Source organism: Streptomyces flaveolus, from assembly GCF_000716535.1.
In the GTDB taxonomy this organism is placed as follows: Bacteria; Actinomycetota; Actinomycetes; order Streptomycetales; family Streptomycetaceae; genus Streptomyces; species Streptomyces flaveolus_A.
Genome location: NZ_JNWV01000016.1, coordinates 293283 through 316780 on the forward strand (window position 1 = coordinate 293283; position 23498 = coordinate 316780).

21 protein-coding genes are annotated in these 23498 nt (G+C 72.6%); 12 read left to right on the forward strand and 9 right to left on the reverse strand.

Translation table 11 applies throughout. The features are described 5' to 3' along the window. Positions 1-3: 3 nt before the first annotated feature. The 4 genes from cseB to OO52_RS19045 form a co-directional block, all read right to left on the reverse strand. Positions 4-708 (reverse strand): two-component system response regulator CseB, encoded by a 705-nt coding sequence (gene cseB / locus OO52_RS19030; protein WP_030651555.1) that lies wholly within the window; start codon positions 706-708, stop codon positions 4-6. A gap of 60 nt (positions 709-768) precedes the next feature. After that, entirely contained in the window at positions 769-1422 is a 654-nt protein-coding gene (locus tag OO52_RS19035) for a hypothetical protein (protein WP_030651564.1), read from the reverse strand. Continuing rightward, positions 1410-1949, reverse strand: a complete 540-nt coding sequence (locus OO52_RS19040) for a SigE family RNA polymerase sigma factor (RefSeq protein ID WP_014674153.1) — start codon at positions 1947-1949, stop codon at positions 1410-1412. The genes OO52_RS19035 and OO52_RS19040 overlap by 13 nt, the downstream gene beginning before the upstream one ends. 274 nt (positions 1950-2223) lie before the next feature. Further along, positions 2224-3099, reverse strand: coding sequence for an A/G-specific adenine glycosylase (locus OO52_RS19045; RefSeq protein ID WP_030651567.1), 876 nt, complete (start codon positions 3097-3099; stop codon positions 2224-2226). A 181-nt stretch (positions 3100-3280) separates the two neighbouring features. On the opposite strand from OO52_RS19045, the gene OO52_RS19050 reads away from it, so the two are divergent. Then, the gene (locus OO52_RS19050; protein WP_030651571.1) at positions 3281-4111 is read left to right on the forward strand and encodes a hypothetical protein; all 831 of its coding nucleotides are present in this window, start codon (positions 3281-3283) and stop codon (positions 4109-4111) included. 123 nt (positions 4112-4234) lie between these two features. Here OO52_RS19050 and disA read toward each other — a convergent pair whose 3' ends face one another. Next, positions 4235-5359 (reverse strand): DNA integrity scanning diadenylate cyclase DisA, encoded by a 1125-nt coding sequence (gene disA, locus OO52_RS19055; RefSeq protein WP_030651574.1) that lies wholly within the window; start codon positions 5357-5359, stop codon positions 4235-4237. Between the two features lie 80 nt (positions 5360-5439). Then, entirely contained in the window at positions 5440-6849 is a 1410-nt protein-coding gene (gene radA / locus OO52_RS19060; protein ID WP_030651576.1) for a DNA repair protein RadA, read from the reverse strand. Positions 6850-7067: 218 nt separating this feature from the next. Here radA and OO52_RS52090 point away from each other — a divergent pair, with 218 nt between their 5' ends. Continuing rightward, positions 7068-9098 (forward strand): BACON domain-containing protein, encoded by a 2031-nt coding sequence (locus OO52_RS52090; RefSeq protein WP_245240318.1) that lies wholly within the window; start codon positions 7068-7070, stop codon positions 9096-9098. A gap of 60 nt (positions 9099-9158) precedes the next feature. Here the strand turns inward: OO52_RS52090 and OO52_RS19070 are convergent, their stop codons facing one another. Further along, positions 9159-9992, reverse strand: a complete 834-nt coding sequence (locus OO52_RS19070) for a hypothetical protein (RefSeq protein ID WP_030658925.1) — start codon at positions 9990-9992, stop codon at positions 9159-9161. A gap of 71 nt (positions 9993-10063) precedes the next feature. Between OO52_RS19070 and OO52_RS19075 the strand changes: the two genes are divergently transcribed. The 4 genes from OO52_RS19075 to ilvD all read left to right on the forward strand — a co-directional run bounded on the left by OO52_RS19075 (position 10064) and on the right by ilvD (position 14526). Then, complete coding sequence (locus tag OO52_RS19075; RefSeq protein WP_030658928.1) at positions 10064-10996, forward strand: Ppx/GppA phosphatase family protein; 933 nt, start codon at positions 10064-10066, stop codon at positions 10994-10996. 128 nt (positions 10997-11124) lie between these two features. After that, complete coding sequence (locus OO52_RS19080) at positions 11125-11946, forward strand: sugar phosphate isomerase/epimerase family protein (protein WP_030658929.1); 822 nt, start codon at positions 11125-11127, stop codon at positions 11944-11946. Beyond that, positions 11943-12578 (forward strand): TetR/AcrR family transcriptional regulator, encoded by a 636-nt coding sequence (locus tag OO52_RS19085; protein ID WP_030658930.1) that lies wholly within the window; start codon positions 11943-11945, stop codon positions 12576-12578. Before OO52_RS19080 ends, OO52_RS19085 begins: the two co-directional genes overlap by 4 nt. Positions 12579-12672: 94 nt before the next feature. Next, complete coding sequence (gene ilvD, locus OO52_RS19090) at positions 12673-14526, forward strand: dihydroxy-acid dehydratase (protein WP_030658931.1); 1854 nt, start codon at positions 12673-12675, stop codon at positions 14524-14526. 177 nt (positions 14527-14703) lie between these two features. Here ilvD and OO52_RS19095 read toward each other — a convergent pair whose 3' ends face one another. Next, positions 14704-16869, reverse strand: a complete 2166-nt coding sequence (locus OO52_RS19095) for a serine/threonine-protein kinase (protein WP_030658932.1) — start codon at positions 16867-16869, stop codon at positions 14704-14706. 154 nt (positions 16870-17023) lie between these two features. Between OO52_RS19095 and OO52_RS19100 the strand changes: the two genes are divergently transcribed. The 6 genes from OO52_RS19100 to proC all read left to right on the forward strand — a co-directional run bounded on the left by OO52_RS19100 (position 17024) and on the right by proC (position 21756). After that, positions 17024-17368: an SH3 domain-containing protein gene (locus OO52_RS19100; protein WP_030658933.1), complete on the forward strand. Its 345-nt coding sequence runs from the start codon at positions 17024-17026 to the stop codon at positions 17366-17368. A gap of 337 nt (positions 17369-17705) precedes the next feature. Then, a complete protein-coding gene (locus OO52_RS19105) occupies positions 17706-18251 on the forward strand; it encodes a hypothetical protein (protein WP_030658934.1) in 546 nt (181 codons plus the stop codon). A 121-nt stretch (positions 18252-18372) separates the two neighbouring features. Then, a complete protein-coding gene (locus OO52_RS19110) occupies positions 18373-19170 on the forward strand; it encodes a class I SAM-dependent methyltransferase (protein WP_030658936.1) in 798 nt (265 codons plus the stop codon). 97 nt (positions 19171-19267) lie between these two features. Further along, on the forward strand, positions 19268-20062 hold the full coding sequence (locus tag OO52_RS19115) for an ABC transporter ATP-binding protein (protein ID WP_199820068.1): 795 nt from the start codon (positions 19268-19270) through the stop codon (positions 20060-20062). Beyond that, on the forward strand, positions 20059-20865 hold the full coding sequence (locus OO52_RS19120) for an ABC transporter permease (RefSeq protein ID WP_030658940.1): 807 nt from the start codon (positions 20059-20061) through the stop codon (positions 20863-20865). The genes OO52_RS19115 and OO52_RS19120 overlap by 4 nt, the downstream gene beginning before the upstream one ends. Before the next feature lie 78 nt (positions 20866-20943). Then, positions 20944-21756 (forward strand): pyrroline-5-carboxylate reductase, encoded by an 813-nt coding sequence (proC, locus tag OO52_RS19125; RefSeq protein ID WP_030658942.1) that lies wholly within the window; start codon positions 20944-20946, stop codon positions 21754-21756. An 85-nt stretch (positions 21757-21841) separates the two neighbouring features. Here the strand turns inward: proC and trpS are convergent, their stop codons facing one another. Beyond that, the gene (gene trpS, locus OO52_RS19130) at positions 21842-22867 is read right to left on the reverse strand and encodes a tryptophan--tRNA ligase (RefSeq protein WP_030658944.1); all 1026 of its coding nucleotides are present in this window, start codon (positions 22865-22867) and stop codon (positions 21842-21844) included. Between the last annotated feature and the right edge of the window lie 631 nt (positions 22868-23498).

Genomic DNA, 23498 nt, shown 5'->3' on the forward strand with positions numbered 1-23498 from the left:
CGCTCAGGCCTTCAGCTTGTAGCCGAAGCCGCGGACCGTCTCGATCCGGTCCTGGCCGATCTTCTGCCGCAGCCGCTGCACGTGCACGTCCACGACCCGGGTGTCGCCGCCCCAGCCGTAGTCCCACACCCGCTCCAGCAGCTTGTCGCGGGAGAGCACGGTACCCGGGGCGGCGGAGAACTCCAGCAGCAGCCGCATCTCGGTCGGCGTCAGCGCCACCGGCTGCCCGGCCCGGCGCACCTCCATGCCGTCGGTGTCGATCTCCAGGTCCCCGAAGGCGAGCGTGCCGCCGCCGGCCGTCGACGCGGCCTCCTCCGCCTGCGCGGATCCGCCTGCGTGCCCGAAGCGGCGCAGCACCGCGCGGATCCGGGCGACCAGCACGGCACCGTCGAAGGGCTTGGTCACATAGTCGTCGGCGCCCGCCTCGAGGCCCAGAACGACGTCGATGGAGTCGGCGCGCGCCGACAGCATGATCACCGGCACGGTCGACTCGTCCCGGATCCGGCGGCACAGGCTGACGCCGTCGAGGCCCGGCACCATGACGTCCAGCAGCGCGATGTCGGGGCGGTCGGCCCGGAACGCCTCCAGGCCCGACAGGCCGTCGGGCATCGCGGTGACCGCGAAGCCGTCCCGCTCCAGGGCGAGCTGGGTGGCCTCGCGGATGACGTCGTCGTCCTCTACGAACAGGACGTGGGTCTGGTCTGCCATCCCGGTGCTCTCAGTCCTCGTGGGGTAGGTGTGGCGGTCAGGTGTGCGGGGGCGGGGCGATCAGCCGTCCGGTACGGGGGTCGGGCCCCCGCCGGCGGACTTGCTGTACTCGTTGCGCGTGGGCTTGCCCTGGGCGAACCGTCCCGCCTTCCAGGTGTACGGGGTCACGATCTCGCCGGACGGGCTGGAGATCGGGTCACCCTTCTCGTAGTACTGCCTGGTCACCGACAGGACGCCCTGGTCGATCTCCGCGTAGACCGGGGACTCCTCGCTCTTGAAGACGTTCTTGAACGAGCCGTCGTCGTCCCGGTACACGTACGAGCCGATGCCGACCGCGTCGGCGCAGGTCAGCACATTGACGACGACGTCGTCCACCGGGGCTCCGGTCAGATTGCCGTAGGAGACGTCGACCGGGTACTCGTCGCCGTTGCACGGTTGCAGCTCCCGCTTGACCGCCGGCGACACCTCGGGGTCGCTCTTGATCAGTGCCACGGGGTCCACCCGCCGGTACTTCTCGGACGGGCTGGGGGAGGGGGAGGCGACGGCCCCGGCCACCGCGGAGGCGTGTGCCGGGCCCTCGTCCCGCGCGCCCGTGCCCCCGCTGCCGCACGCGGCGAGGAAAAGGGCGGGGGCGGCGAGCGCGGCCCCCACCGCGATCACCGCCTGTGTACTGCCTCGGGCCCGGTCGGGCCCGGCCCCGGTCAGGCCGCGCAACGCTCCCGCTCCTCACGCTCCAGCGCGCGTGCGTCCAGATCGCGGGCCTCCAGCTCCTCACGGAGCCGGGCGAGCGCCCGGTGCAGCGTGCTCTTGACCGTACCGGCCGACATGCCGAGGGCAGCGGCCGTCTCCTCAGTGGACATCTGCTCCCAGTGTCGCAGCACGACGACACTGCGCTGCTTCGGTGCGAGCACCTTCATGACGTCCATCAGCAGGGCCCGGTCGGCGTGCTGTTCGGTCGAGTCCTCCACGGAGGCGTCCGGCAGCTGCTCGGTCGGCACCTCCTCCAGCTTGCGCGCCCGCCACCACTCGGTCCGCGTGTTGATCATGACCCGGCGCAGATAGGCGTCGGCGAGCCGCTTGTCGGCGATGCCCTCCCAGCGGCCGTACGTCCGCACCAGCGCCGTCTGCAGCAGGTCCTGGGCGTCGACCGGGTCCGGGACCAGCCGACGGGCGCTGCGCAGCAGCGCGTCCTGCCGGCTGCGGACGTACTCCTCGAATTCGAGCACCTCGCCCTGCGCCATGATCAACCGCCTCCGTTCCCCGTTGTGCTTCCGGCTCTTGCCCGAAGTTCCGCTCTCCCCGCGCCCGGTGGTCCGCCGGGCACGGAGAAGAAGCTACGGAGTGGTTGTCACGAGGCTGTGCGGACCAGCCTGCGGCTGGCAATCGGCTATCCGTCGGTTGTGTAACGGACAGGGGGAAGGGGTAAGGCGCGCGGCAAGTTTGTGGCGGTATGGGGTGATTTGCCGGGCCTGAATCCTTGTAACGGACGCCGGGCGGTTGTGATGTGGCTGTGTGTCAGCCGAGCGGCAGCCGATAGAGACCGCCCGGAAGCGGCTCCACCAGACCGTCCGCGACGAGCCCGTCGAGCGCGCGCGCCCGCTGCACCGGCTCGTGCCACACCCGGTCCAGCACCGCCTGCGGCACCGGCGCGTGCGCCTCCCGCAGCACGGCCAGCAGCTTGCCGCGCACCTGCCGGTCCGTACCGGCGTACGTCTGCCCGCGGCGCGGCGGACCCGCGTGCTCCGGCTTGCCCGCGAGCCGCCAGGCGCACTGTGCGGCGATCGGACACCGCGGGCACCCCTCGTTCTTCGCCGTGCACACCAGCGCGCCCAGCTCCATGGAGGCGGCGGCCCACCGGGCGGCGGTCCGCTCGTCCTCCGGCAGCAGCTCCCGCGCCAGGCGCCGTTCGGCGGCCGTGGTCGCGTTCGGCGGGTACTGCACGCCGGTCACCGCCCGCGCCAGTACCCGGCGCACATTGGTGTCCAGCACCGCGTGCCGCTGCCCGTACGCGAACGAGGCCACCGCGGCGGCCGTGTACTCACCGATGCCGGGCAGCGCGAGCAGTTGCGCGTGATCCGTCGGTACGTCACCGCCGTGCCGCTCCGTTATGGCGACCGCGGCGCCGTGCAGGCGCAGGGCGCGGCGCGGATAGCCGAGCCGGCCCCAGGCGCGCACCGCCTCACCGGGCGCCTCCTTCGCCAGGTCGGCGGGACGCGGCCAGCGGGCCAGCCACTCCTCGTAGACGGGCAGCACCCGGTTCACCGGAGTCTGCTGGAGCATGAACTCGCTGACCATCACGCCCCACGGGCCCGCCTCCGGGCGGCGCCAGGGGAGGTCTCGGGCGTGGGTGTCGAACCAGGCGATCACGGGGGCGTGCAGCATCTCAGTCATGGCCCTTCCGATCCTGCCACGGGTTGGCGGGCCTGATGGGTGACGGCACGGTCACCGAGCGTGGCGGAACATGAAGAACCGCGTCGCCCGCGGCAGTTGCCGGGATGATGATCCGGAAAAGTTGGCGCCGGCGCGGCGGGTGGCGCAAGCAAGCGCGACGATCTCTCGTACAGTTTGCGCCGTGGGATCTCTGCGCAATCCGGTCGGGCCGCTTCCCTCCTCCATCTACTGGCGTCGGAGGGCCGTACTGCTGTCCGTGGTCGCCCTGTTGGCGCTGGTGATCACATGGATCGTCACCGCCGGCGGCGGGGGCGGCAAGAAGAACGCCGACGGGTCCAACGGCAAGAACCCCACGCACACCATCACGCCAGGGCCGAGCTCGTCCGGTCCCGCCATCAGCCAACGCCCCGGCGGCCGCGACGAGTCGGGCGGCGGGGACTCCAGCGGCTCCGGTTCGGGTTCCGGCTCCGGTTCCGCCTCCGGCGGGGACGGTGGGGACGGCGGTTCGGCCGACGGCTCCTCGGGCGCCGGTGGCGGCTCGGGTTCGAATGCGGCGTCCGGTGGCGGCGGCGTCGGTACGGGCGACACGCTCCCGGCGTCCTCCACGCTTCCCAACTGCACGGCCGGAGCGGTGGCGTTGAGCCTGCGCAGCGTGCACAACTCCTATTCGCCGGACCAGACGCCGACGTTCGAACTCACCGCGAAGAACAGCTCGTCGGCCGACTGCAAGGTCGATCTGGGTCCGAAGAACGCGGTGTTGACGGTCACGCCGGCCGATGGCGACGACACGTTGTGGTCGTCGGCCGACTGTCCCAAGGGCGCGGGCAGCCTGGTGTTCCGGGTGCCCGCCGGCCAGAGCATCACCTACACCGTGAAGTGGGACCGCAAGCCGAGCGCGGCCCACTGCGCGACGCCCTCCGGGGGTTCGGCGAAGCCGGGCACCTACCTGCTGGAGGCCAAGACCCCGGGCTTCGGAAAGGCACAGGCGTCGTTCGTGCTGTCGGCCGACTGAGGACGGGGCGGCGCGGTGCGTCGTCGGCTGCCGGCACGTCGTGGCTGTGCGCGAATGCCGCCCACACAGCCGCAGCCGCCGTACGGCCCCCCGGCCCCGAGCTCTCGGGCGCCCGGCCGCACCTCAGACGTAGCGCTCCAGGATCGACGACTCCGCCAGGCGTGACAGGCCCTCCCGCACGCTCCGCGCGCGGGCCTCGCCGACACCGTCCACGGTCTGCAGGTCGTCGACGCTCGCGGCGAGCAGCTTCTGCAGGCCCCCGAAATGCTCCACCAGCCGGTCGATGATGGCGCCCGGCAGCCGCGGCACCTTGGCCAGCAGCCGGAACCCGCGCGGGGACACCGCCGAGTCGAGGGTCTCGGGAGACCCCGTGTAGCCCAGCGCCCGCGCGACCGTGCCGAGTTCGAGCAGCTCCGCGTGGGTCAGCGCGTCCAGCTCGGCCAGCGCCTCGTCGACCGTGCGGGACCGCTTCGCCGTCGGCTCGGGGACGTAGTCGCGGACGACCAGCGAGCGGTCGGGTTCGACCCCGGCGATCAACTCCTCGAGCTGGAGGGCGAGAAGACGGCCGTCCGTGCCCAGCTCGACCACGTACTCGGCGATCTCGGTGGCGATGCGGCGGACCATCTCCAGCCGCTGCGCGACCGCCGATACGTCCCGCACCGTGACCAGGTCCTCGATCTCCAGCGCCGACAGCGTGCCCGCGACCTCGTCCAGCCGGAGCTTGTACCGCTCCAGGGTCGCCAGTGCCTGGTTCGCCCGGGACAGGATCGCCGCCGAGTCCTCCAGGACGCGCCGCTGACCGTCCACGTAGAGAGCGATCAGCCGCATCGACTGGGAGACGGAGACCACCGGGAAGCCGACCTGCTTGCTGACGCGGTCCGCCGTGCGGTGCCGCGTGCCCGTCTCCTCCGTCGGGATCGTCGGGTCCGGGACGAGCTGGACGCCCGCGCGCAGGATCTTCGACAGGTCCGACGACAGCACGATGCCGCCGTCCAGCTTGCACAGCTCGCGCAGCCGGGTCGCGGTGAACTCGACGTCCAGCACGAAACCGCCCGTGCACATCGCCTCGACCGTCTTGTCCGAGCCGAGGACGATGAGCCCGCCGGTGTTGCCGCGCAGGACGCGCTCCAGGCCGTCACGCAGGGCCGTACCGGGTGCCACGGCGCTCAGCGAGGCGCGCATCAGGCCATCGGAACCGGCACTCCCACCGGCCTTGCCGGGAGCTGCTGCCCGGTCGTTGGCTGCCACTGCACTCCTCCGGTCGCAGGTTCTGACGCGCTCCCGCACCCGCACTCGGTTCGTACGGACGGGCGAGACCTGGGCAAAGTCTACCGGCGCTCCTCCGCCTCCCGTGGGGCCTCTCGGCGACGGGAGCGCGGCAGGACCCGGAGCGCGTCGCCCATGTCGGCGACTTCCAGGACCTTCATGCCGGGCGGCACCTTCCCCGGATCGGTCGGTACGAGCGCGTGCGTGAAGCCCAGCCGGTGCGCCTCGGCGAGCCTGCGCTGCACGCCCGTGACCCGTCTGACCTCGCCCGCGAGCCCCACCTCGCCGATCGCCACCAGGTTCTTCGGCAGCGGGGTGTCGCTGGCGGCGGAGGCCAGGGCGAGCGCGATGGCGAGGTCGGCGGCCGGCTCCGACAGCTTCACGCCGCCGACCGTCGCCGAGTAGATGTCCCGCTTGCCGAGCGCGCTGATCCGGCCGCGCTGCTCCAGGACGGCCAGCATCATCGACACACGGGAGGTCTCCAGGCCGGACGTCGTACGGCGCGGGGAGGGGATCTGGGAGTCGACGGTCAGCGCCTGCACCTCGGCCACCAGCGGACGGCGGCCCTCCAGGGTGACGGTCAGGCAGGTCCCCGGGACCGGCTCGGCCCGGCGGGTCAGGAACAGGCCGCTGGGGTCGGCGAGGCCCGTGATGCCCTCGTCGTGCAGCTCGAAGCAGCCGACCTCGTCCGTCGCGCCGTAGCGGTTCTTCACGCCGCGCACCAGACGCAGGCGCGCGTGCCGGTCGCCCTCGAAGTGCAGGACGACGTCCACCAGGTGCTCCAGCAGGCGGGGCCCGGCGATGGCGCCGTCCTTCGTGACGTGGCCCACGAGCAGCGTGGACATGCCCCGCTCCTTGGAGGCCCGGATCAGCGCGCCCGCCACCTCGCGGACCTGCGCCATGCCGCCGGGCGCGCCCTCGATCTCCGGGGAGGCCACCGTCTGCACCGAGTCGAGGATCAGCAGGGACGGCTTGACCTCGTCCAGGTGGCCGAGGACGGCGGACAGGTCGGTCTCGGCGGCCAGATAGAGGTCGTCGTGGAGCGCGCCGATGCGGTCGGCGCGCAGCCGCACCTGGCTCGCCGACTCCTCGCCGGTCACATAGAGGGTGCGGTGCTCGGAGCCGGCCGCCTTGGCGGCCACGTCCAGCAGCAGGGTGGACTTGCCGACGCCGGGCTCGCCCGCGAGCAGGACGACCGCGCCCGGCACGAGGCCGCCGCCGAGCACCCGGTCCAGCTCGGGCACGCCGGTCGAGCGGGCGGTGGCCTGCCGGCCGTCGACCTGGCCGATGGGCAGCGCGGAGGAGGTCACCCGGCCCGGCGTGGTGGTCCGGACCGCGGGCGCGCCGTACTCCTCGACCGTGCCCCAGGCCTGGCACTCCGGGCAGCGGCCGAGCCACTTGGCCGTCTGCCAGCCGCACTCGGTGCAGCGGTAGGACGGGCGGTCCTTGGTTGTCTTGGTACGGGCAGCCATGCGGAAACCGTAGCCCGGGGCACTGACAACGGGACCGGCGGTCGGGCGTGGAGAAGCGGGGAGCACGTGTGGGTGAACCCTTCTCGGCCACCGCCCACCGGGATCCAGCCGCGGAATAAAGGGTTCCTGTCCCCTTATGAGGGATCGTTTCACCCGTACGGATTAAAAGAGCTCAAGGTTCCAGAAGGGGCACTCCGGCGCCGCCTACGGTCGCACGGGTGATGAGGAGCAGTCCGGAGACGACCACCCGCACGACAGGCGCGCACCGGGCGCATCGCGGGGCACGTGAGGCCCGTGACGCACGACGCGAAGCGCGCGAGAACCGTGAGGAGAAGGAGGCGCGCGACCGCGCCGCCGCGCGCACCGTCGCCCAGCGCACGCCGGCGCGCTACGAGCCGTACCTGGACGGCCTGTTCACCTACTGCCTGTCCGTCCTGTGCGACCACGACACGGCCACCGCCGCCCTCGGCGAGGTCCTCGCCCTGGCGGAACGGCGCGGTCACCGCGCCCCCGGGGCCCCCGGCGACCTCAGGGCCTGGCTGTACGCGCTGGCCCGCTGGGCCTGCCTCCGCAAGCTGGCCGAGGCCAAGCAGAAACGTCAGGCCACGCATGCGGCGGGGCGTGGCGGGGCGGGGGGCGCCGGGAAGGGGGCGGACGGGGGCGGCGGGAGGAAGTCCGACGGTGCCGGGAGGGGGAGGCCCGCGGGTACGGGCGGGGCGGGCGCCGGGGCGGACCGGGCTGCGGGGGCCGCCGGGACCGCGGGCGCGTCGGGGGACGCCGGGACCTCTCGGGCCGACGGAACCCCCGGCACCTCGGGGGAGGCCGGAACGTCCTGGGCCCACGGGTTCTACCGAGCCGCCGGATCCGGCTCCGGCGGGCCCCCCGCCGGGGCACAGTGGCCCTCCGCCGCCGGGAGTTCCCGGGCTCCCGGGCGCACCGGCAAAGAGCCGCCCGCGTCAGCCCTCCCCCCGGACATCCAGGAGCAGCGGCGCCGAGAACTGGCGCTGCTGGCCTGGCCGGAGGCCGCCGGCACCACGCCCGAGCAGCGCGAGGCCCTGGAACTCGCCGTCCGGCACCACCTCGCCACCGACGAGGTCGCCGCCGTCCTCGGCATGGAGCCCGCCGCCGCGCGGGAACTGCTCGCCTCCGCCGCCTGCGAGGTCGAGCGCACGCGCGCGGCCCTGGCCGTGGTCGAGACGGGCGGCTGCCCGAGCGTGGCCCACCTCACCGGCGACAACCGGCTGGTCCTCAGCACGGCACTGCGCCGCGAGCTGGTCCGGCACGTCGACGACTGCCCGCGCTGCCGCCGCACCGCCGAGCGCGCGGTCCCCGGTCACTGGCCCGGCGCCACGGTCACCCCCGCCGAGCTGCCCGTCCTGGAGGCTCCGCGCGCGGCCCTGGCACGCCACCCACGCGCGCGGGGCGCGGCCGTACCCCGCTTCGACCGGCGCGGCTTCCCGATGGACCCCAAGGACCGCGCGGCCCGCCGCGACCGCATCCGCGCGCGGGCGGTCACGACGACGGTGGTGGCCACGGTGGTCGCCGCGCCGGTCCTCGCCCTCTGGGCCGCCTACCGGGGCGGGCCGGCCGGGGACGACGACGGGCGCGCGGCGACCGCGCGGGAGGCGCAGGGTCCCGAGGCGCTCGGTGGCGACACGTCCGGCGGCTACGAGAACGCGGGGAACGCCAGCGTGAAGCCGGGCGTCCGCATGGGCAGGAACGGCAAGGCGGACGTCTCGGTCGAGGTCGTCAGCGTCGGCGGCATGGGCGGGAAGGGCGCGGGTCAGCTCGACGTCAGCGCCGCCAACGACGGCGACACGACCCTGATCACCCTCACGGCGTCCGGCGCGTCAGAGGTCCGCTGGTCGGTGTCCACGTCGGCCGGCTGGCTCTACTTCAGCCAGTCCTCGGGAACCCTGGAACCCGGTCGGACGTTGACGGTCAAGGTGTACGTGGACCACCTGCGCGAGCCGTCCGGCCACTGGCACGCGCGGGTGGCGGTGGCACCGGCGGGCGCGGTCGTCTCGATCGACGGCTACGGCACGGCACCGAGCCGCCCGACCCCGCCCCCCGCCTCGCCCACACCCCCGTCGCCTCCGCCGAGCACACCGCCCACCGAGCCCCCCGCCACGCAGTCCCCACCGCCGACGGACCCCACACCGACCCCGACGACCCCGCCCCCCTCGGACTCCCCGACCCCGACCCCCACCCCGACCGACACCGAGACGCCGGCCCCTACGGACAGCTAGGAGGGGCCGGGACAAGGGCATTTCAGCCGAGCGAGCCGGGTGGGCGGGTGGAAAAGGCCGTCACTGGGCTTCCGGGTCGGCCGGGTGGGGCGCCAGCAGGGGCAACTGCGACGCCAGCCGCGCTTCGCACAGCTCGACCAGACGGTCGTACCCCGCCTTGCCCATCAGCTCGGTCAGCTCGGCCCGGTAGGAGACGTACACCGGCTCGCCCGCGCCGTGCGCCGACGTCGCCGAGGTGCACCACCAGTGCAGGTCGTGCCCGCCCGGACCCCAGCCCCGGCGGTCGTACTCCCCGATGGACACCTGAAGCACCCGCGTGTCGTCCGGCCGGTCGATCCAGTCGTACGTCCGCCGGATCGGCAGCTGCCAGCACACGTCCGGCTTGGTCTCCAGCGGCTCCCGACCCTCCTTCAGCGCCAGGATGTGCAGCGAGCAGCCGGCCCCGCCCGCGAACCCCGGCCGGTTCTGGAAGATGCACGACCCCTGGAACGGCCGCGTCTGCCGGGAACCCTCCTCGTCCTCGGAGACCCACCCGTTCCGCGTGCCCTCGTCATGGTGCTGCCAGATCTCCGGCGTGAGCCGCGCCACGTGCCCGGCGACCCGCTTCTCGTCGTCCTCGTCGGAGAAGTGCGCCCCCAGCGTGCAGCACCCGTCGTCCGCACGGCCCGCCTGAATGCCCTGGCAGCCACTGCCGAAGATGCAGTTCCAGCGAGAGGTCAGCCATGTCAGATCGCAGCGGAAGACCTGCTCGTCGTCCGCCGGATCGGGAAACTCCACCCAGGCGCGGGCGAAGTCGAGCCCCTTCTCGTCGCCCATCTTCGCCTCCAGGGAGGTTTTGGCGGCCTTATGACTTTTGTCCGCCTTGTCGGCCTTCGCCTTTTTCGTCTTTGGCACGCGTCCAGGGTAAGTGGCCCGGCGCCGCATCGGGGACCGAGGACGGACGTTGGGGCAGTAGCGTTCCGTACATGAGACTCGGTGTCCTGGACGTGGGTTCGAACACGGTGCATCTGCTGGTGGTGGACGCCCACCCCGGCGCGTGCCCGCTGCCCGCGCATTCGCACAAGGCCGAACTCCGGCTCGCCCAGCTCCTCGACGACAGCGGTGCCATCGGCGACGAAGGCATCGACCAACTGATCGCCGTCGTACGGGACGCGCTCCAGGCCGCCGAGGACAAGGGCGTCGAGGACCTGCTGCCGTTCGCGACCTCCGCCGTCCGCGAGGCCACCAACGCCGACGACGTCCTCCAACGCGTGGCCGACGAGACCGGCGTACGACTCCAGGTCCTCACCGGAGCGGAGGAGGCCCGGCTCACCTTCCTCGCCGTACGCCGCTGGTTCGGCTGGTCCGCCGGGAGGCTGCTGGTCCTGGACATCGGCGGCGGCTCCCTGGAGATCGCCTTCGGCATAGACGAGGAACCGGACGCGGCCGTCTCCCTCCCGCTCGGCGCCGGCCGCCTCACCGCCGGCTGGCTGCCCGGCGATCCGCCCGCCCCCGAGGACGTCCGCGCCCTGCGCCGCCACGTCCGCACGGAGATCGCCCGCACGGTCGGCGAATTCAGCCGCTTCGGCGCCCCCGACCACGTGGTCGCCACCTCCAAGACCTTCAAACAGCTCGCCCGCATCGCCGGCGCCGCCCGCAGTGCCGAGGGCCCCTACGTCCAGCGCGAACTCAAGCGCGAGTCCCTGGAGGCCTGGGTGCCGCGCCTGTCCGGCATGACGGTGGAACAGCGCGCCGAACTGCCCGGCGTCTCGGAGGGCAGGGCCGGCCAGCTCCTCGCCGGCGCCCTGGTCGCCGAAGGCGCGATGGATCTCTTCGGGGTGGAGAAACTGGAGATCTGCCCCTGGGCCCTGAGGGAGGGCGTCATCCTCCGGCGCCTCGACCACATGGGTTCCGCGTGAGCGCCCCGAGGGGGCGCGGGGAACCGCGCGGGAAGCGACCACGCACCCGCAGCCGCGCAAATGGCAAACCTCACAACGGCGAATAGGCACCCAACACCCGAGCCCCTCGGCGCCGTATGGTGACGGACGTGGCTGAACCAAGGGACGTGGACGTGCGCATCGCGCTCTCGACCGCCTCCGTCTACCCCGAGTCGACGGCGACGGCCTTCGAGATCGCCGCGCGCCTCGGTTACGACGGCGTCGAGGTCATGGTGTGGACCGACCCGGTCAGCCAGGACATCGAGGCGCTGCGTCGCCTGTCGGACTACCACGGCATCCCGATCCTCGCCGTCCACGCCCCGTGCCTGCTGATCACCCAGCGGGTCTGGTCCACCGACCCCTGGGTCAAGCTCCAGCGGGCCAGGGCGGCGGCGGAGAAGCTGGACGCCTCCACCGTCGTCGTCCACCCGCCCTTCCGCTGGCAGCGGCAGTACGCCCGGGAGTTCGTCGACGGGATCTGGCGGATGGCGAACGAGACGGACGTACGGTTCGCCGTCGAGAACATGTACCCCTGGCGCTACCGCGACCGCGAGATGCTCGCCTACGCCCCCGACTGGGACGTCACCAACGACGACTACCGGCACTTCACGATCGACCTCAGCCACACGGCGACGGCCCGCACCGACGCCCTCGGCATGATCGACCGCATGGGGGACCGGCTCGGGCACGTCCACCTCGCCGACGGCCGGGGCTCCGCCAAGGACGAGCACCTGGTGCCCGGCCGGGGCACCCAGCCCTGCGCCGAGCTGCTGGAGCGCCTGGTGCGCACCGGCTTCGACGGCCATGTCGTGATCGAGGTCAACACCCGGCGGGCGATGTCCGGCGCCGAGCGCGAGGCCGACCTCGCCGAGGCCCTGGAGTACACGCGCAAGCACCTGACCGCGGCCGCCGTGCGGGTGACCCGCCGATGACCGCCACCCCGCCCGCGAACGACACCGCGCCCGAGCCCCCCGCCCGGCGCCGGGGCCGGCCCCCGCGTGGCGAGTCGGCCGGCACCCGGGACCGTATCCTCGCCGCCGCCCGCGAGGAGTTCTCCGCACGTGGGTACGAGAAGACGTCCGTACGCGGCATCGCCAAGGCCGCCGGCGTCGACTCGGCGCTCGTCCACCACTACTTCGGCACCAAGGAGCAGGTCTTCGAAGCGGCCATCGAAGTCGCCTTCGCCCCCGCGCTGAACGCGCCGGAGGCGGTCGCCGAGGGCCCCCCGGACGCCGTCGGCGAGCGGCTGACCCGGTTCATCTTCGGCATCTGGGAGAACCCCACCACCCGCACCCCGCTGCTCGCGATCGTGCGCTCCGCCGTCAACAACGACACGGCCGCCGCCGTCTTCCGCCGCCTGATCGCCACCCAGCTGCTGCGCCGCATCGCCGCCCAGCTGGAGCTGCCGGACGCCGAGCTGCGCGCCGAGCTGGCGGCCGCCCAGATCGTGGGCTGTGCCATGCTCCGGTACGTGATCAAGGTGGAGCCGCTGGCGTCGGCGGACCTGGAGCGGATCATCGCCCGGGTCGCCCCCGTCGTACAGGGGCATCTGACGGCTCCGTGAAACGCGCGTCCCGCGATTCGGACACCTCGTCCCGCCACCTGGATGACCGGCGTACGCTCGATAAAGCCAGATCCGTCTGAAGGAGCGAGCGACGATGCCCGAGCTGAGGTCCCGCACAGTCACCCACGGCCGCAACATGGCGGGCGCCCGCGCCCTTATGCGCGCCTCCGGTGTACCCGGTGCGGACATCGGCCGAAAGCCGATCATCGCCGTCGCGAACTCCTTCACCGAGTTCGTGCCGGGCCACACCCACCTCCAGCCGGTCGGCCGGATCGTCAGCGAGGCGATCAAGGAGGCGGGCGGCATCCCGCGCGAGTTCAACACGATCGCGGTCGACGACGGCATCGCCATGGGCCACGGCGGCATGCTGTACTCCCTGCCCTCCCGCGACCTGATCGCGGACTCGGTCGAGTACATGGTCGAGGCCCACTGCGCCGACGCCCTGGTCTGCATCTCCAACTGCGACAAGATCACCCCGGGCATGCTGCTGGCCGCCCTGCGCCTGAACATCCCGACGGTCTTCGTCTCCGGCGGCCCCATGGAGTCCGGCCGCGCCACCCTCGTGGACGGCACGGTCCGCACGCTCGACCTGGTCGACGCGATCTCCGACGCCGTCAACGACAAGATCTCCGACGAGGACATCCTCCGCATCGAGGAGAACGCCTGCCCGACCTGCGGCAGCTGTTCCGGCATGTTCACCGCCAACTCGATGAACTGCCTCACCGAGGCCATCGGCCTCTCCCTGCCCGGCAACGGCTCGGTCCTCGCCACCCACACCGCGCGCAAGCAGCTCTACGTCGACGCGGCCCGCACGGTCATGGACCTCACCCGCCGCTACTACGAGCAGGACGACGACACCGTCCTGCCCCGCAACATCGCCACCTTCCAGGCCTTCGAGAACGCCATGGCCCTGGACATCGCGATGGGCGGCTCCACCAACACGATCCTGCACCTGCTGGCCGCCGCCCAGGAGGCGGGCGTCCCGTTCGGCCTGGACCAGATCGACGCCGTCTCGCGCCGCGTGCCCTGCCTGGCCAAGGTGGCCCCCAACGTCGCCAAGAACCGCACCTACTACATGGAGGACGTGCACCGCGCCGGCGGCATCCCCGCCCTCCTCGGCGAACTGCACCGCGCCGGCCTGCTCAACGAGGACGTCCACGCCGTCCACAGCCCGTCCCTGTCCGACTGGCTGAAGACCTGGGACGTCCGCGGCGGCTCCCCCTCCCCGGAGGCCGTGGAGCTGTGGCACGCGGCGCCCGGCTGCGTCCGCTCCGCCGAGGCCTTCTCCCAGTCCGAGCGCTGGGAGGCGCTGGACGACGACGCCGAGAACGGCTGCATCCGCTCCGTCGAGCACGCGTACTCCAAGGACGGCGGCCTCGCGGTCCTGCGCGGCAACCTCGCCGTCGACGGCTGCGTGGTCAAGACGGCCGGCGTCGACGAGTCGATCTGGACCTTCGAGGGCCCGGCGGTCGTCTGCGAGTCCCAGGAGGAGGCCGTCCAGCGCATCCTCACCCAGGAGGTCAAGGACGGCGACGTCGTCGTCATCCGCTACGAGGGCCCCAAGGGCGGCCCCGGCATGCAGGAGATGCTGTACCCGACCTCGTACCTGAAGGGCCGCGGCCTCGGCAAGACCTGCGCCCTGATCACCGACGGCCGCTTCTCCGGCGGCACCTCGGGCCTCTCCATCGGCCACGCCTCGCCCGAGGCGGCCTCCGGCGGCACGATCGCCCTGGTCCAGGACGGCGACCGCATCCGCATCGACATCCCGGCCCGCACGATCGAGCTGCTGGTCGACGAGGCCGAGCTGGCCCGTCGCGAGCAGGCCCTGAACGGCGTCTACGCCCCGAAGAACCGCGAACGCAAGGTCTCCGCCGCCCTCCGTGCCTACGCGGCGATGGCCACCAGCGCGGACAAGGGCGCGGTGCGCGACGTGTCCCGCCTGGGCTGAACATCGTCAGGAAGGGCCGCTCCCGGTAGGGGGCGGTCCTTCGCCGTACCACGGGGGCGTTGGCCGTCTACAGGCTCACGGGGGGGCCTTCTCCGGTCTCACCGGAGGCCTGGCCTTCTCCAGCCTGACCAGGGCGTTCGCCGCCCCCGCGGCGCCGGCCTCGCACCGCGTCCGGGGTCACCAGGCCGACGGTTTCCCGCCGTCCACGGCGAAGACCGTGCCGTCGGGCGCCGCTGCGAGGACGCGGCCGCCGACCGGCACCGGCGCCGGCGGGGTGCTCATGACCTCCGCCGAGTTCGCGCCCAGCCGCGCCGGCGTCTGCCCGACCAGCCTGCCGTTCCCGGCGTCGACGGCGAGCAGCCGGCCGTCGCTCGCGGTGAGGTACACCCGCCCGCCGCGCACGACGGGTGCCGAACCGCGGCTCACCGACGTCTCCAGGTGCCACAGGTGCCTGCCCGACCGCCCCGACGCCATGTCCACGGCGTCCAGGGAACCGCCGGTGGCCAGCACGTACACGACGTTCCCGCGCACGGTCGCGTGCGCGCCGTCGAGGACGGCGGGCAGCGCGACGCGCCGGATCGCGCCCGTACCGGGGGTGTAGCGGACGATCTCCTTGGCGCCGTACGCGTTGTCCACGGCCAGGAAGAACACCGAACCGTCCTGCGCCGCGAACGGCTTGAGCCAGCCGCCGAGCCGTACGTCCCACCGCACCTGGCCCGTGCCCGGGTCCACGGCGGTCACCTGGGTGCTCGTCCCGTCGGCGGCCGTACGCGTCGCGAAGGCCGTCGACGCGCCGGGGAACGCGTCGAGGGACGGCACGCCCTGACCGGGCACCGTGCTGTGCCAGCGGGTGGCGCCGTTCGCGCCGTCCACACCGGTGACCGTGCCGTCGGCGCTGGTGAGCAGGGCCGTGTCACCGGCGTACCGCACGGTCGTCCCGGCCGGCAGCCGCCGCTGCCACACCTGCCTGCCCGTGGCCGGATCCAGCCCCGCGAGCCGTGAGCCGCCGTCCGTGTACGGCTGGACCAGTCCGCCGGAGAGGGCGGGGGGCCCGCTCGTGGACCGGGTGTCGACCGAGCGTCGCCACAGCAGCCCGCCGTCGCCCGCGGAGAGCGCGAAGACGACACCCGGCCGCGCGCAGAACACCTCCCCGGCCCCGTACACGCACTGCGGCATGCCCTCGCCGCCGACCGCCGGCCGGGCCGTCCACGTGCCGGCGGAAGCCGACGTCAGGGTCGGCTCGCTCTCCCTCTTGCGCGCCTGATCGTTTCCTCCGGACGCCCACACGGAGACGAGCGCACTGAGCAGCGCCAGCCCGAGACCACCGGCCCCCAACGCCACCGCCCGCCGACGCCCCAGGCGGCGGAGCGTGCGCCGGCCGGCACCCCCGGAACGACCTGCCCCCGCCGGAGCGCCCCCTGCCTCCTCCCCGGCTTCCGCCGGAGCCCGGTCCTCGCTCGCCCCTCGCTCTTCACCCGTCCGCTGCGCCGGTATGAACGCCTGGGTGTCGTACGAGGCCGCCACCGAGCGCAGTTCCCGCATCAGCTCGTCCGGCGTGGGCCGGTCCGCGGGCTCCTTGGCGAGGCACCGGCGGACCAGCGGTGCGAGCCCTTCCGGTACGCCGATCAGGTCGGGCTCGTCGTGGACCACCTGGTAGGCGACGACGTACGGGCTGTCGGAGTCGAACGGCCCGCGCCCGGTGGCCGCGTGCACCATGACCGAACCGAGCGCGAAGATGTCCGCGGCCGGGCCGACCTCACGGGGCCGCCGGAACTGCTCGGGCGCCATGAACGGCGGAGTGCCGATCAACTTTCCGGTCTCGGTGCGCAGTTCACTGTCCTTGGGCCGGGAGATGCCGAAGTCGATGACTTTCGGCCCGTCCTCGGCGAGCAGCACGTTGCTGGGCTTGAGATCCCGGTGCACGACCCCGACCCGATGGATGTCCCGCAGCGCCTCCGCGAGCCCGGCCATCAGCCGGCGCAGCTGCTCCGCGGGCATGGGGCCCTTCCGCTTCACATGCTCGGAGAGGGTCGGTCCGGGGATGAACAGGGTGGCCATCCACGGGCGTTCGGCCTCGGGATCGGCGTCCACGACGGGCGCCGTGAAGGCCCCGCTGACCCTCCGCGCGGCGGCCACCTCCTGCCGGAAACGGCCCCTGAACTCGGAATCCTTCGCGAACTCGGCGTGTACGACCTTCACCGCGAGCCGCATCCCGGAGGTACTGCGGGCGAGGTGTACGACCCCCATGCCGCCGGAGCCCAGGCAGGACTCCAGCCGGTAGTGCCCGGCGTACTCCGGAAGTTCCGCTTCCGCGCCCGCTCCGGTGTTGCGCTGTGGCGCCATGGACCACCCCCGTGCTGTTCGTCCGCGCGCGCGACGCACGGAGCCTAGTCGATGACTCGTACGAGACAGAGGCGGCTTGCTAGCGTCTGCGTGCGAGTCGCGCACCTGCGTTTCGCGCCGAGTTGCGAGAGAACAACGGGGGAGGTCCATTTTCATGTCAGTCGACCGCGCACAAGAGGCCGAGGCCACCGAGAACGGCGTCGACGGCACCGGTGGTGCCGAGAAGGTGGTGACGGAGGCGGCGGCAGCCGTCCGCACCTACGCCGTCGCGCCCGGCGTCCGGCTGAACGTCCGCAGCGGCCCGGGCACCCAGTACAACCTGGTCCGCGTCCTGCCGGAGGGCGTCCGGGTACCGATCTACTGCCAGACACCCGGCACGACGGTGTCGGGCACCTACGGCACCACGAACATCTGGGACCTCATCGACAGCGGTGAGTACGTCTCGGACGCCTACGTCCAGACGGGCACCGACGGCTACATCGCCCCACGCTGCGGCTGACACCGTCCGGCGGGCGCCGGGGCCGGCCGGGACGTGCTGGGCTCTCTGGGTTCGGCCGGCACTGGCCGGAGCCTGCACCTGGCACGGCCGGCACCGGGAGCCGTCCCATCCCGTCGGGGTCATGCCCCGGCGGGGTGGGGGTCGCCGGGGTCGTGCCGCGGCGGGGCCGGAGCCGTGGGGGCCACGCTTCGGCGGCGTGGGACCGCACGGCCAGGCTTCAGCGGAGCCGGGGCCGCCGACGCGGAATCCTCACCCAGCCGGCACCGCATCCCGGCCGGCGGGCGCCCGGCCAAGACCCCGCCCGAAGCCCGTCCGCCGACGGCGTCATAATCGTGCTGTGAGCGACGAAACCGGCACCCCGGACACCTCGGCGGGCTCCGCCGGCCGCGCGGCCCAGGGCGACGGCGCGCCGCCTCAGGGTGGTGGCCCCCGCCCCGAGCCCCTGCGCTTCTTCGGCACCTCCTGGGTGCACCACGACAACGGCTACGCGGCCCGCCGCGCCGGCGTCGCCGTCGGCTCCCTCGCCGCCGCCGTCGTCTCCTGTCTGGTGCTGCGCCTCGCCTATGAGGGCATCCAGATCGCCGAAACCGGCTCCTTCGTGACCGTGCTGGTCGTCGCCATGTTCGCGATCTGCAGCGCGCTCGCCTTCCGCAACACCTGGGACGGCTTCGGCAAGCGCCACGACCCGCAGCGCCAGGCCTCCCTGCGCGGCCTGCTCGCCATCGGCTTCGTCGGCACCCTCCTCGCCTACTTCTTCCGCTCCCTCACCGAGGCACCGGGCGAGAAGCTGCACCGCGAGGAGTACGAGGAGGCCCGCGAGGCCTACGCACGCCGCACCACCCGCCGCACCGGCAACCCGTCGAAGAAGAAGCGCCGCCGGTAGAACGGCAGACGGCGGAACCGCAACGGCGGAGCCGCGACGTGGAACGCGGAACGGCGGAAACGGAACGGCGGAACCGATAAGGGGTACGGCAGGCGCGGGGCGATGCCGTAGACAGGACCCCATGACTGCCACTCATTCGTCGCCCGCCGACCCGCACGCCTTCCACGCCGCCCGCGCCGCGTCCTTCAACTCCGCCGCCGCCCAGTACGCCGCGAACCGCCCCTCCTACCCGCCCGCCCTCTTCGACGCCGTCGAGGAACTGGCCGGCCGCCCTCTCCGGGGCGCCAGGACGGTGGACGTCGGCGCGGGCACCGGCATCGCCACCGCCCTCCTGCACGCCCGCGGCGCCGACGTCCTCGCCGTCGAGCCCGGCGCGGGCATGGCCGCCGAGTTCCGCCGCGCGCTCCCGCACGTCCCGCTCGTCCGGGGCAACGGCAACGCCCTCCCCGTCACCGACTCCCACGCCGACCTCATCACCTACGCCCAGGCCTGGCACTGGACCGACCCGGCGCACTCGGTGCCGGAGGCGCTGCGCGTGCTGCGTCCGGGCGGTGCGCTGGCGCTGTGGTGGAACACCGAGGCGCTGGACGTCGAGTGGGTCGCCGACGCCGCCCGCCGCGTCGGCCGTTTCCTGGGCGTCGACGTCGCCGCCGAGGCGCGCAAGGCCGGTGACCGCGTCGAGCTGGCCGACCCCAGCGGACGTCTGGACTTCGCCCGCCGCACGGTCCGCTGGAGCCGCTGCGTCCCGGTCGACACCCACCTCGCCAACATCGACAGCCACTCGGCCTTCCTCGTCACCCCCGCGGAGCGCAGGACCGCCTTCCTCGACGAGGAGCGCGCCCACCTCCTGAAGGCCTTCCCGGACGGCACGGTAGAGGAGACCTACGACGTCCGCCTCCTCGTGGCCCGCAAGCCCTGACCCCGCATCCCGCCCCTCCCGCGCCCTGCACCGCTCCCACCGTTTTCGCCTCGCCCCTTGACGTCCCGACCTCTCCAGCCCAATTATTCATCATGTGATGAATAACGAACCGGACCCCTCACCCCCCGCCGCCTCGGCCCCCGCGGTCCACGCCGACGGGCTCACCGTCACCCGCGGCCCCCGCACGGTCCTGCGCCACCTCCGCTTCGCCGTCCCCCGCGGCCGGATCACCGGCCTGCTCGGCCCCTCCGGCTGCGGCAAATCCACCCTCATGCGCTCGATCGTCGGCACCCAGGCCAAGGTCACCGGCACCCTCGACGTCCTCGGCCACCCGGCCGGCCATCCCACCCTGCGCAGCCGCATCGGCTACGTCACCCAAGCCCCCTCCGTCTACGACGACCTCACCGTCCGTCAGAACCTCGAGTACTTCGCCGCGATCCTCGACCCCGGCCGCGCCGCCGCGGACCGCCGCCACCAGCACGTCACCCAGGCCATCGCCGACGTCGACCTCACCAGCCACGCCGACGCCCTCGCCGGCAACCTCTCCGGCGGCCAGCGGGGCCGCGTCTCCCTCGCCGTCGCCCTCCTCGGCACCCCCGAACTCCTGGTCCTGGACGAACCGACCGTCGGCCTCGACCCCGTCCTCCGCAGGGACTTGTGGAACCTCTTCCACGACCTCGCCGCCCGCGGCACCACCCTCCTCGTCTCCTCCCACGTCATGGACGAGGCCGAGCGCTGCCACCGCCTCCTCCTCATGCGCGAGGGCGAGATCCTCGCCGCCGACACCCCCGAGGCCCTGCGCACCCGTACCGGCACCGACACCGTCGAGGCCGCCTTCCTGCGTCTGGTCGACGAGGCCGCCGCGGGCCGCACGAAAGAGAGCACCCGATGAGCCCGAGCCCCCTGACCACGGTGAGTACGACGACCCCGGCGGCCCCCGCCACACGCACCAGCGCCTTCGACGCCTCCCGCACCACCGCCACCGCGGCCCGGGTCCTGCGCCAACTGCGCCACGACCCGCGCACCATCGCGCTGATGGTCCTCATCCCCTGCCTGATGCTGATCCTGCTGCGCTACGTCTTCGACGCCAGCCCGCGCACCTTCGACAACATCGGCGCCTCACTGCTCGGCATCTTCCCGCTGATCACGATGTTCCTGGTCACCTCCATCGCCACCCTGCGGGAACGCACCTCCGGCACCCTCGAACGCCTCCTCGCCATGCCGCTCGGCAAGGCCGACCTCATCGCCGGCTACGCCCTCGCCTTCGGCGCCATCGCCATCGTCCAGTCCGCCCTCGCCACCGGACTCGCGGTCTGGCTCCTCGGCCTCGACGTCACCGGCTCCCCCTGGCTGCTCCTCCTCGTCGCTCTCCTCGACGCATTGCTCGGCACGGCCCTCGGTCTCTTCGTCTCGGCCTTCGCGGCCTCGGAATTCCAGGCGGTCCAGTTCATGCCCGCGGTGATCTTCCCCCAGCTCCTCCTCTGCGGTCTGTTCACGCCCCGCTCCCACATGCACCCCGTCCTCGAGGCCGTCTCCGACGTCCTGCCGATGTCGTACGCCGTCGACGGCATGAACCAGGTCCTCCACCACACCGACATGACGGCGACCTTCGTCCGCGACGTCCTGATCGTGGCCGGCTGCGCGCTGCTCGTACTGGGTTTGGGCGCGGCGACGCTCCGACGGCGAACGGCGTGACCGAGGCCCCCACCGGCCGACGTTCCGCCCACCGGACAACCCACCCGCGCACCCCACCCCGGTGCCAGACTGAACCGCATGAGCCAGAAAGTCGCAGTCCTCGGCACCGGCAAGATCGGCGAAGCCCTGCTCAGCGGAATGATCCGGGCCGGCTGGGCCCCCGACGACCTCCTGGTCACCGCCCGCCGCCCCGAACGCGCCGAAGAACTCCGCACCCGCTACGGAGTCACCCCGGTCACCAACACCGAGGCCGCCAAGACCGCCGACACCCTGATCCTCACGGTCAAGCCGCAGGACATGGGCACCCTCCTGGACGAACTCGCCCCGCACGTCCCCGCCGACCGCCTGGTCATCAGCGGAGCCGCCGGTATCCCCACCTCCTTCTTCGAGGAGCGCCTGGCCGCGGGCACCCCCGTCGTCCGTGTCATGACCAACACCCCCGCCCTCGTCGACGAGGCCATGTCGGTCATCTCCGCCGGCAGCCACGCCACCGAACAGCACCTCGCGCACGCCGAGGAGATCTTCGGTGGCGTCGGCAAGACCCTCCGCGTCCCCGAGAGCCAGCAGGACGCCTGCACCGCGCTCTCCGGCTCCGGCCCGGCGTACTTCTTCTACCTGGTCGAAGCCATGACCGACGCCGGCATCCTGCTCGGTCTCCCGCGCGACAAGGCCCACGACCTCATCGTCCAGTCCGCGATCGGCGCCGCCGTGATGCTCCGCGACAGCGGCGAACACCCCGTCAAGCTCCGGGAGAACGTCACCTCCCCGGCCGGCACCACCATCAACGCCATCCGCGAACTGGAGAACCACGGCGTACGAGCCGCCCTCATCGCCGCCCTCGAAGCCGCCCGCGACCGCAGCCGCGAACTCGCCACCGGCAAGAAGGACTGAACGACCCCCCACGCCGACCGCGGGCGGCGGCCCACCCCGCCCGCAGACCGGCCCGGGCGGACCGCCGCCCCCAGACGCCGCCCGCCTAACGTGCAGCGCTCAGCGAAGGCTCCGCCACGGGCGGCAGCAGCCCGATCGCCCTGTAGGCGGTATCGACCGTCGGCCGAGCCAACGCCCGCGCCTTCTCCGCACCATCCCGCAGCACCCCCTCCACATACGCCGGATCGGCGCACAGCTCCCGGTGCCTGGCCTGCAACGGCCGCAGCACCTCCACCACCGCCTCCGCGGTGTCCTTCTTCAAAGAGCCGTACGAGTCGTAAACGTCCGCCAGTGACTCTGGGTTCCCGCCCGTGCACGCGGCGAGAACATCCAGCAGATTCGCGAGGCCCGGCCGCCCGGCCCGGTCGTAGACGACGTCCCGTCCGCTGTCCGTGACCGCCCGCAGCACCTTCTTGCGCACCACGTCCGGCTCGTCCAGCAGATAGACGACGCCCGCCCCCGAGTCGTCCGACTTCCCCATCTTCCTCGTCGGGTCCTGGAGGTTCATCACCCGCGCCCCCACCTGCGGAAGGGTCGCCCTCGGCACCACGAACGCCTGCCCGTACCGCTGGTTGAACCGCACCGCCAGATCCCGGGTCAGCTCCACGTGCTGCGCCTGGTCCTCGCCGACCGGCACCTCGTCCGTGCCGTACGCCAGGATGTCCGCCGCCATCAGGACCGGATACGTCAGCAGGGACAGCCGCACGCTCCCCCCGCGCTCCCGCTCCTTCGCGGCCTTCTCCTTGTACTGGATCATCCGCCGCATCTCACCGTCTGTCGCCACGCACTCCAGCAGGTACGACAGCCGCGTGTGCTCGTCGACATGGCTCTGCAGGAACACCGTGCACACCTCGGGGTCGAGCCCGGCCGCCAGCAACAGGGTCGCCGTCTGCCGACTGAGCCTGCGTACGCGCGCCGGATCGTGGTCCATGGTCAGCGCGTGCAGATCCACCACACAGAACAGCGAGTCCGCCCGATGCTGGTCCACCTCGGCCCAGCGCCGCATGGCCCCCAGGTAGTTGCCCAGGGTCAGGTGCCCGGTCGGCTGAATCCCGCTGAAGACCCGAGTCATCTCCACTCCACCTTCTGGTCGGGACCGCCGCCCCTGCGGCCGGCCCCCGAGACCCGGAGGGAGATACGAGAACGGCCGCCGAAGCGGCGGCCGTTGAGTGCATACGTGAGTACGGCCGCCGTCAGGCGGCCCACCAGAGCTGGGTACACGTACGCGTCATCACGCTCCCCACAGTACGCCTCCGGAGCGCCCCGAGGCAGCGAGTTGACACGGCCCGCGCCGATACGTAGTGTTCTCCGAGTTGTCCGACGTGAGCGCCGACTCCGGTCGGTCCCCGGACAGCCATTCCGCAAGACCACCCAATCGATCGACGCTCTCCGCGTCGACTGCTTTGGCGCGCGTATTTGCGAAATGAGGAATCCGCGTTCGAAAGGGCGCCGGCCCCCGATTAGCTCGGGAGCGAGGAATCCGCTAAAGTCTCACTCGTCGGAACGGCCCAACAGCCGGGAAGGCAAACCCCGCTGACCGGGGATCAGACACCGAAAGGATCTGATAGAGTCGGAACCGCCGGAAAGGGAAACGCGAGAGCGGGAACCTGGAAAGCACCGAGGAAATCGGGTCGAGAAAAGATCTGATAGAGTCGGAAACGCAAGACCGAAGGGAAGCGCCCGGAGGAAAGCCCGAGAGGGTG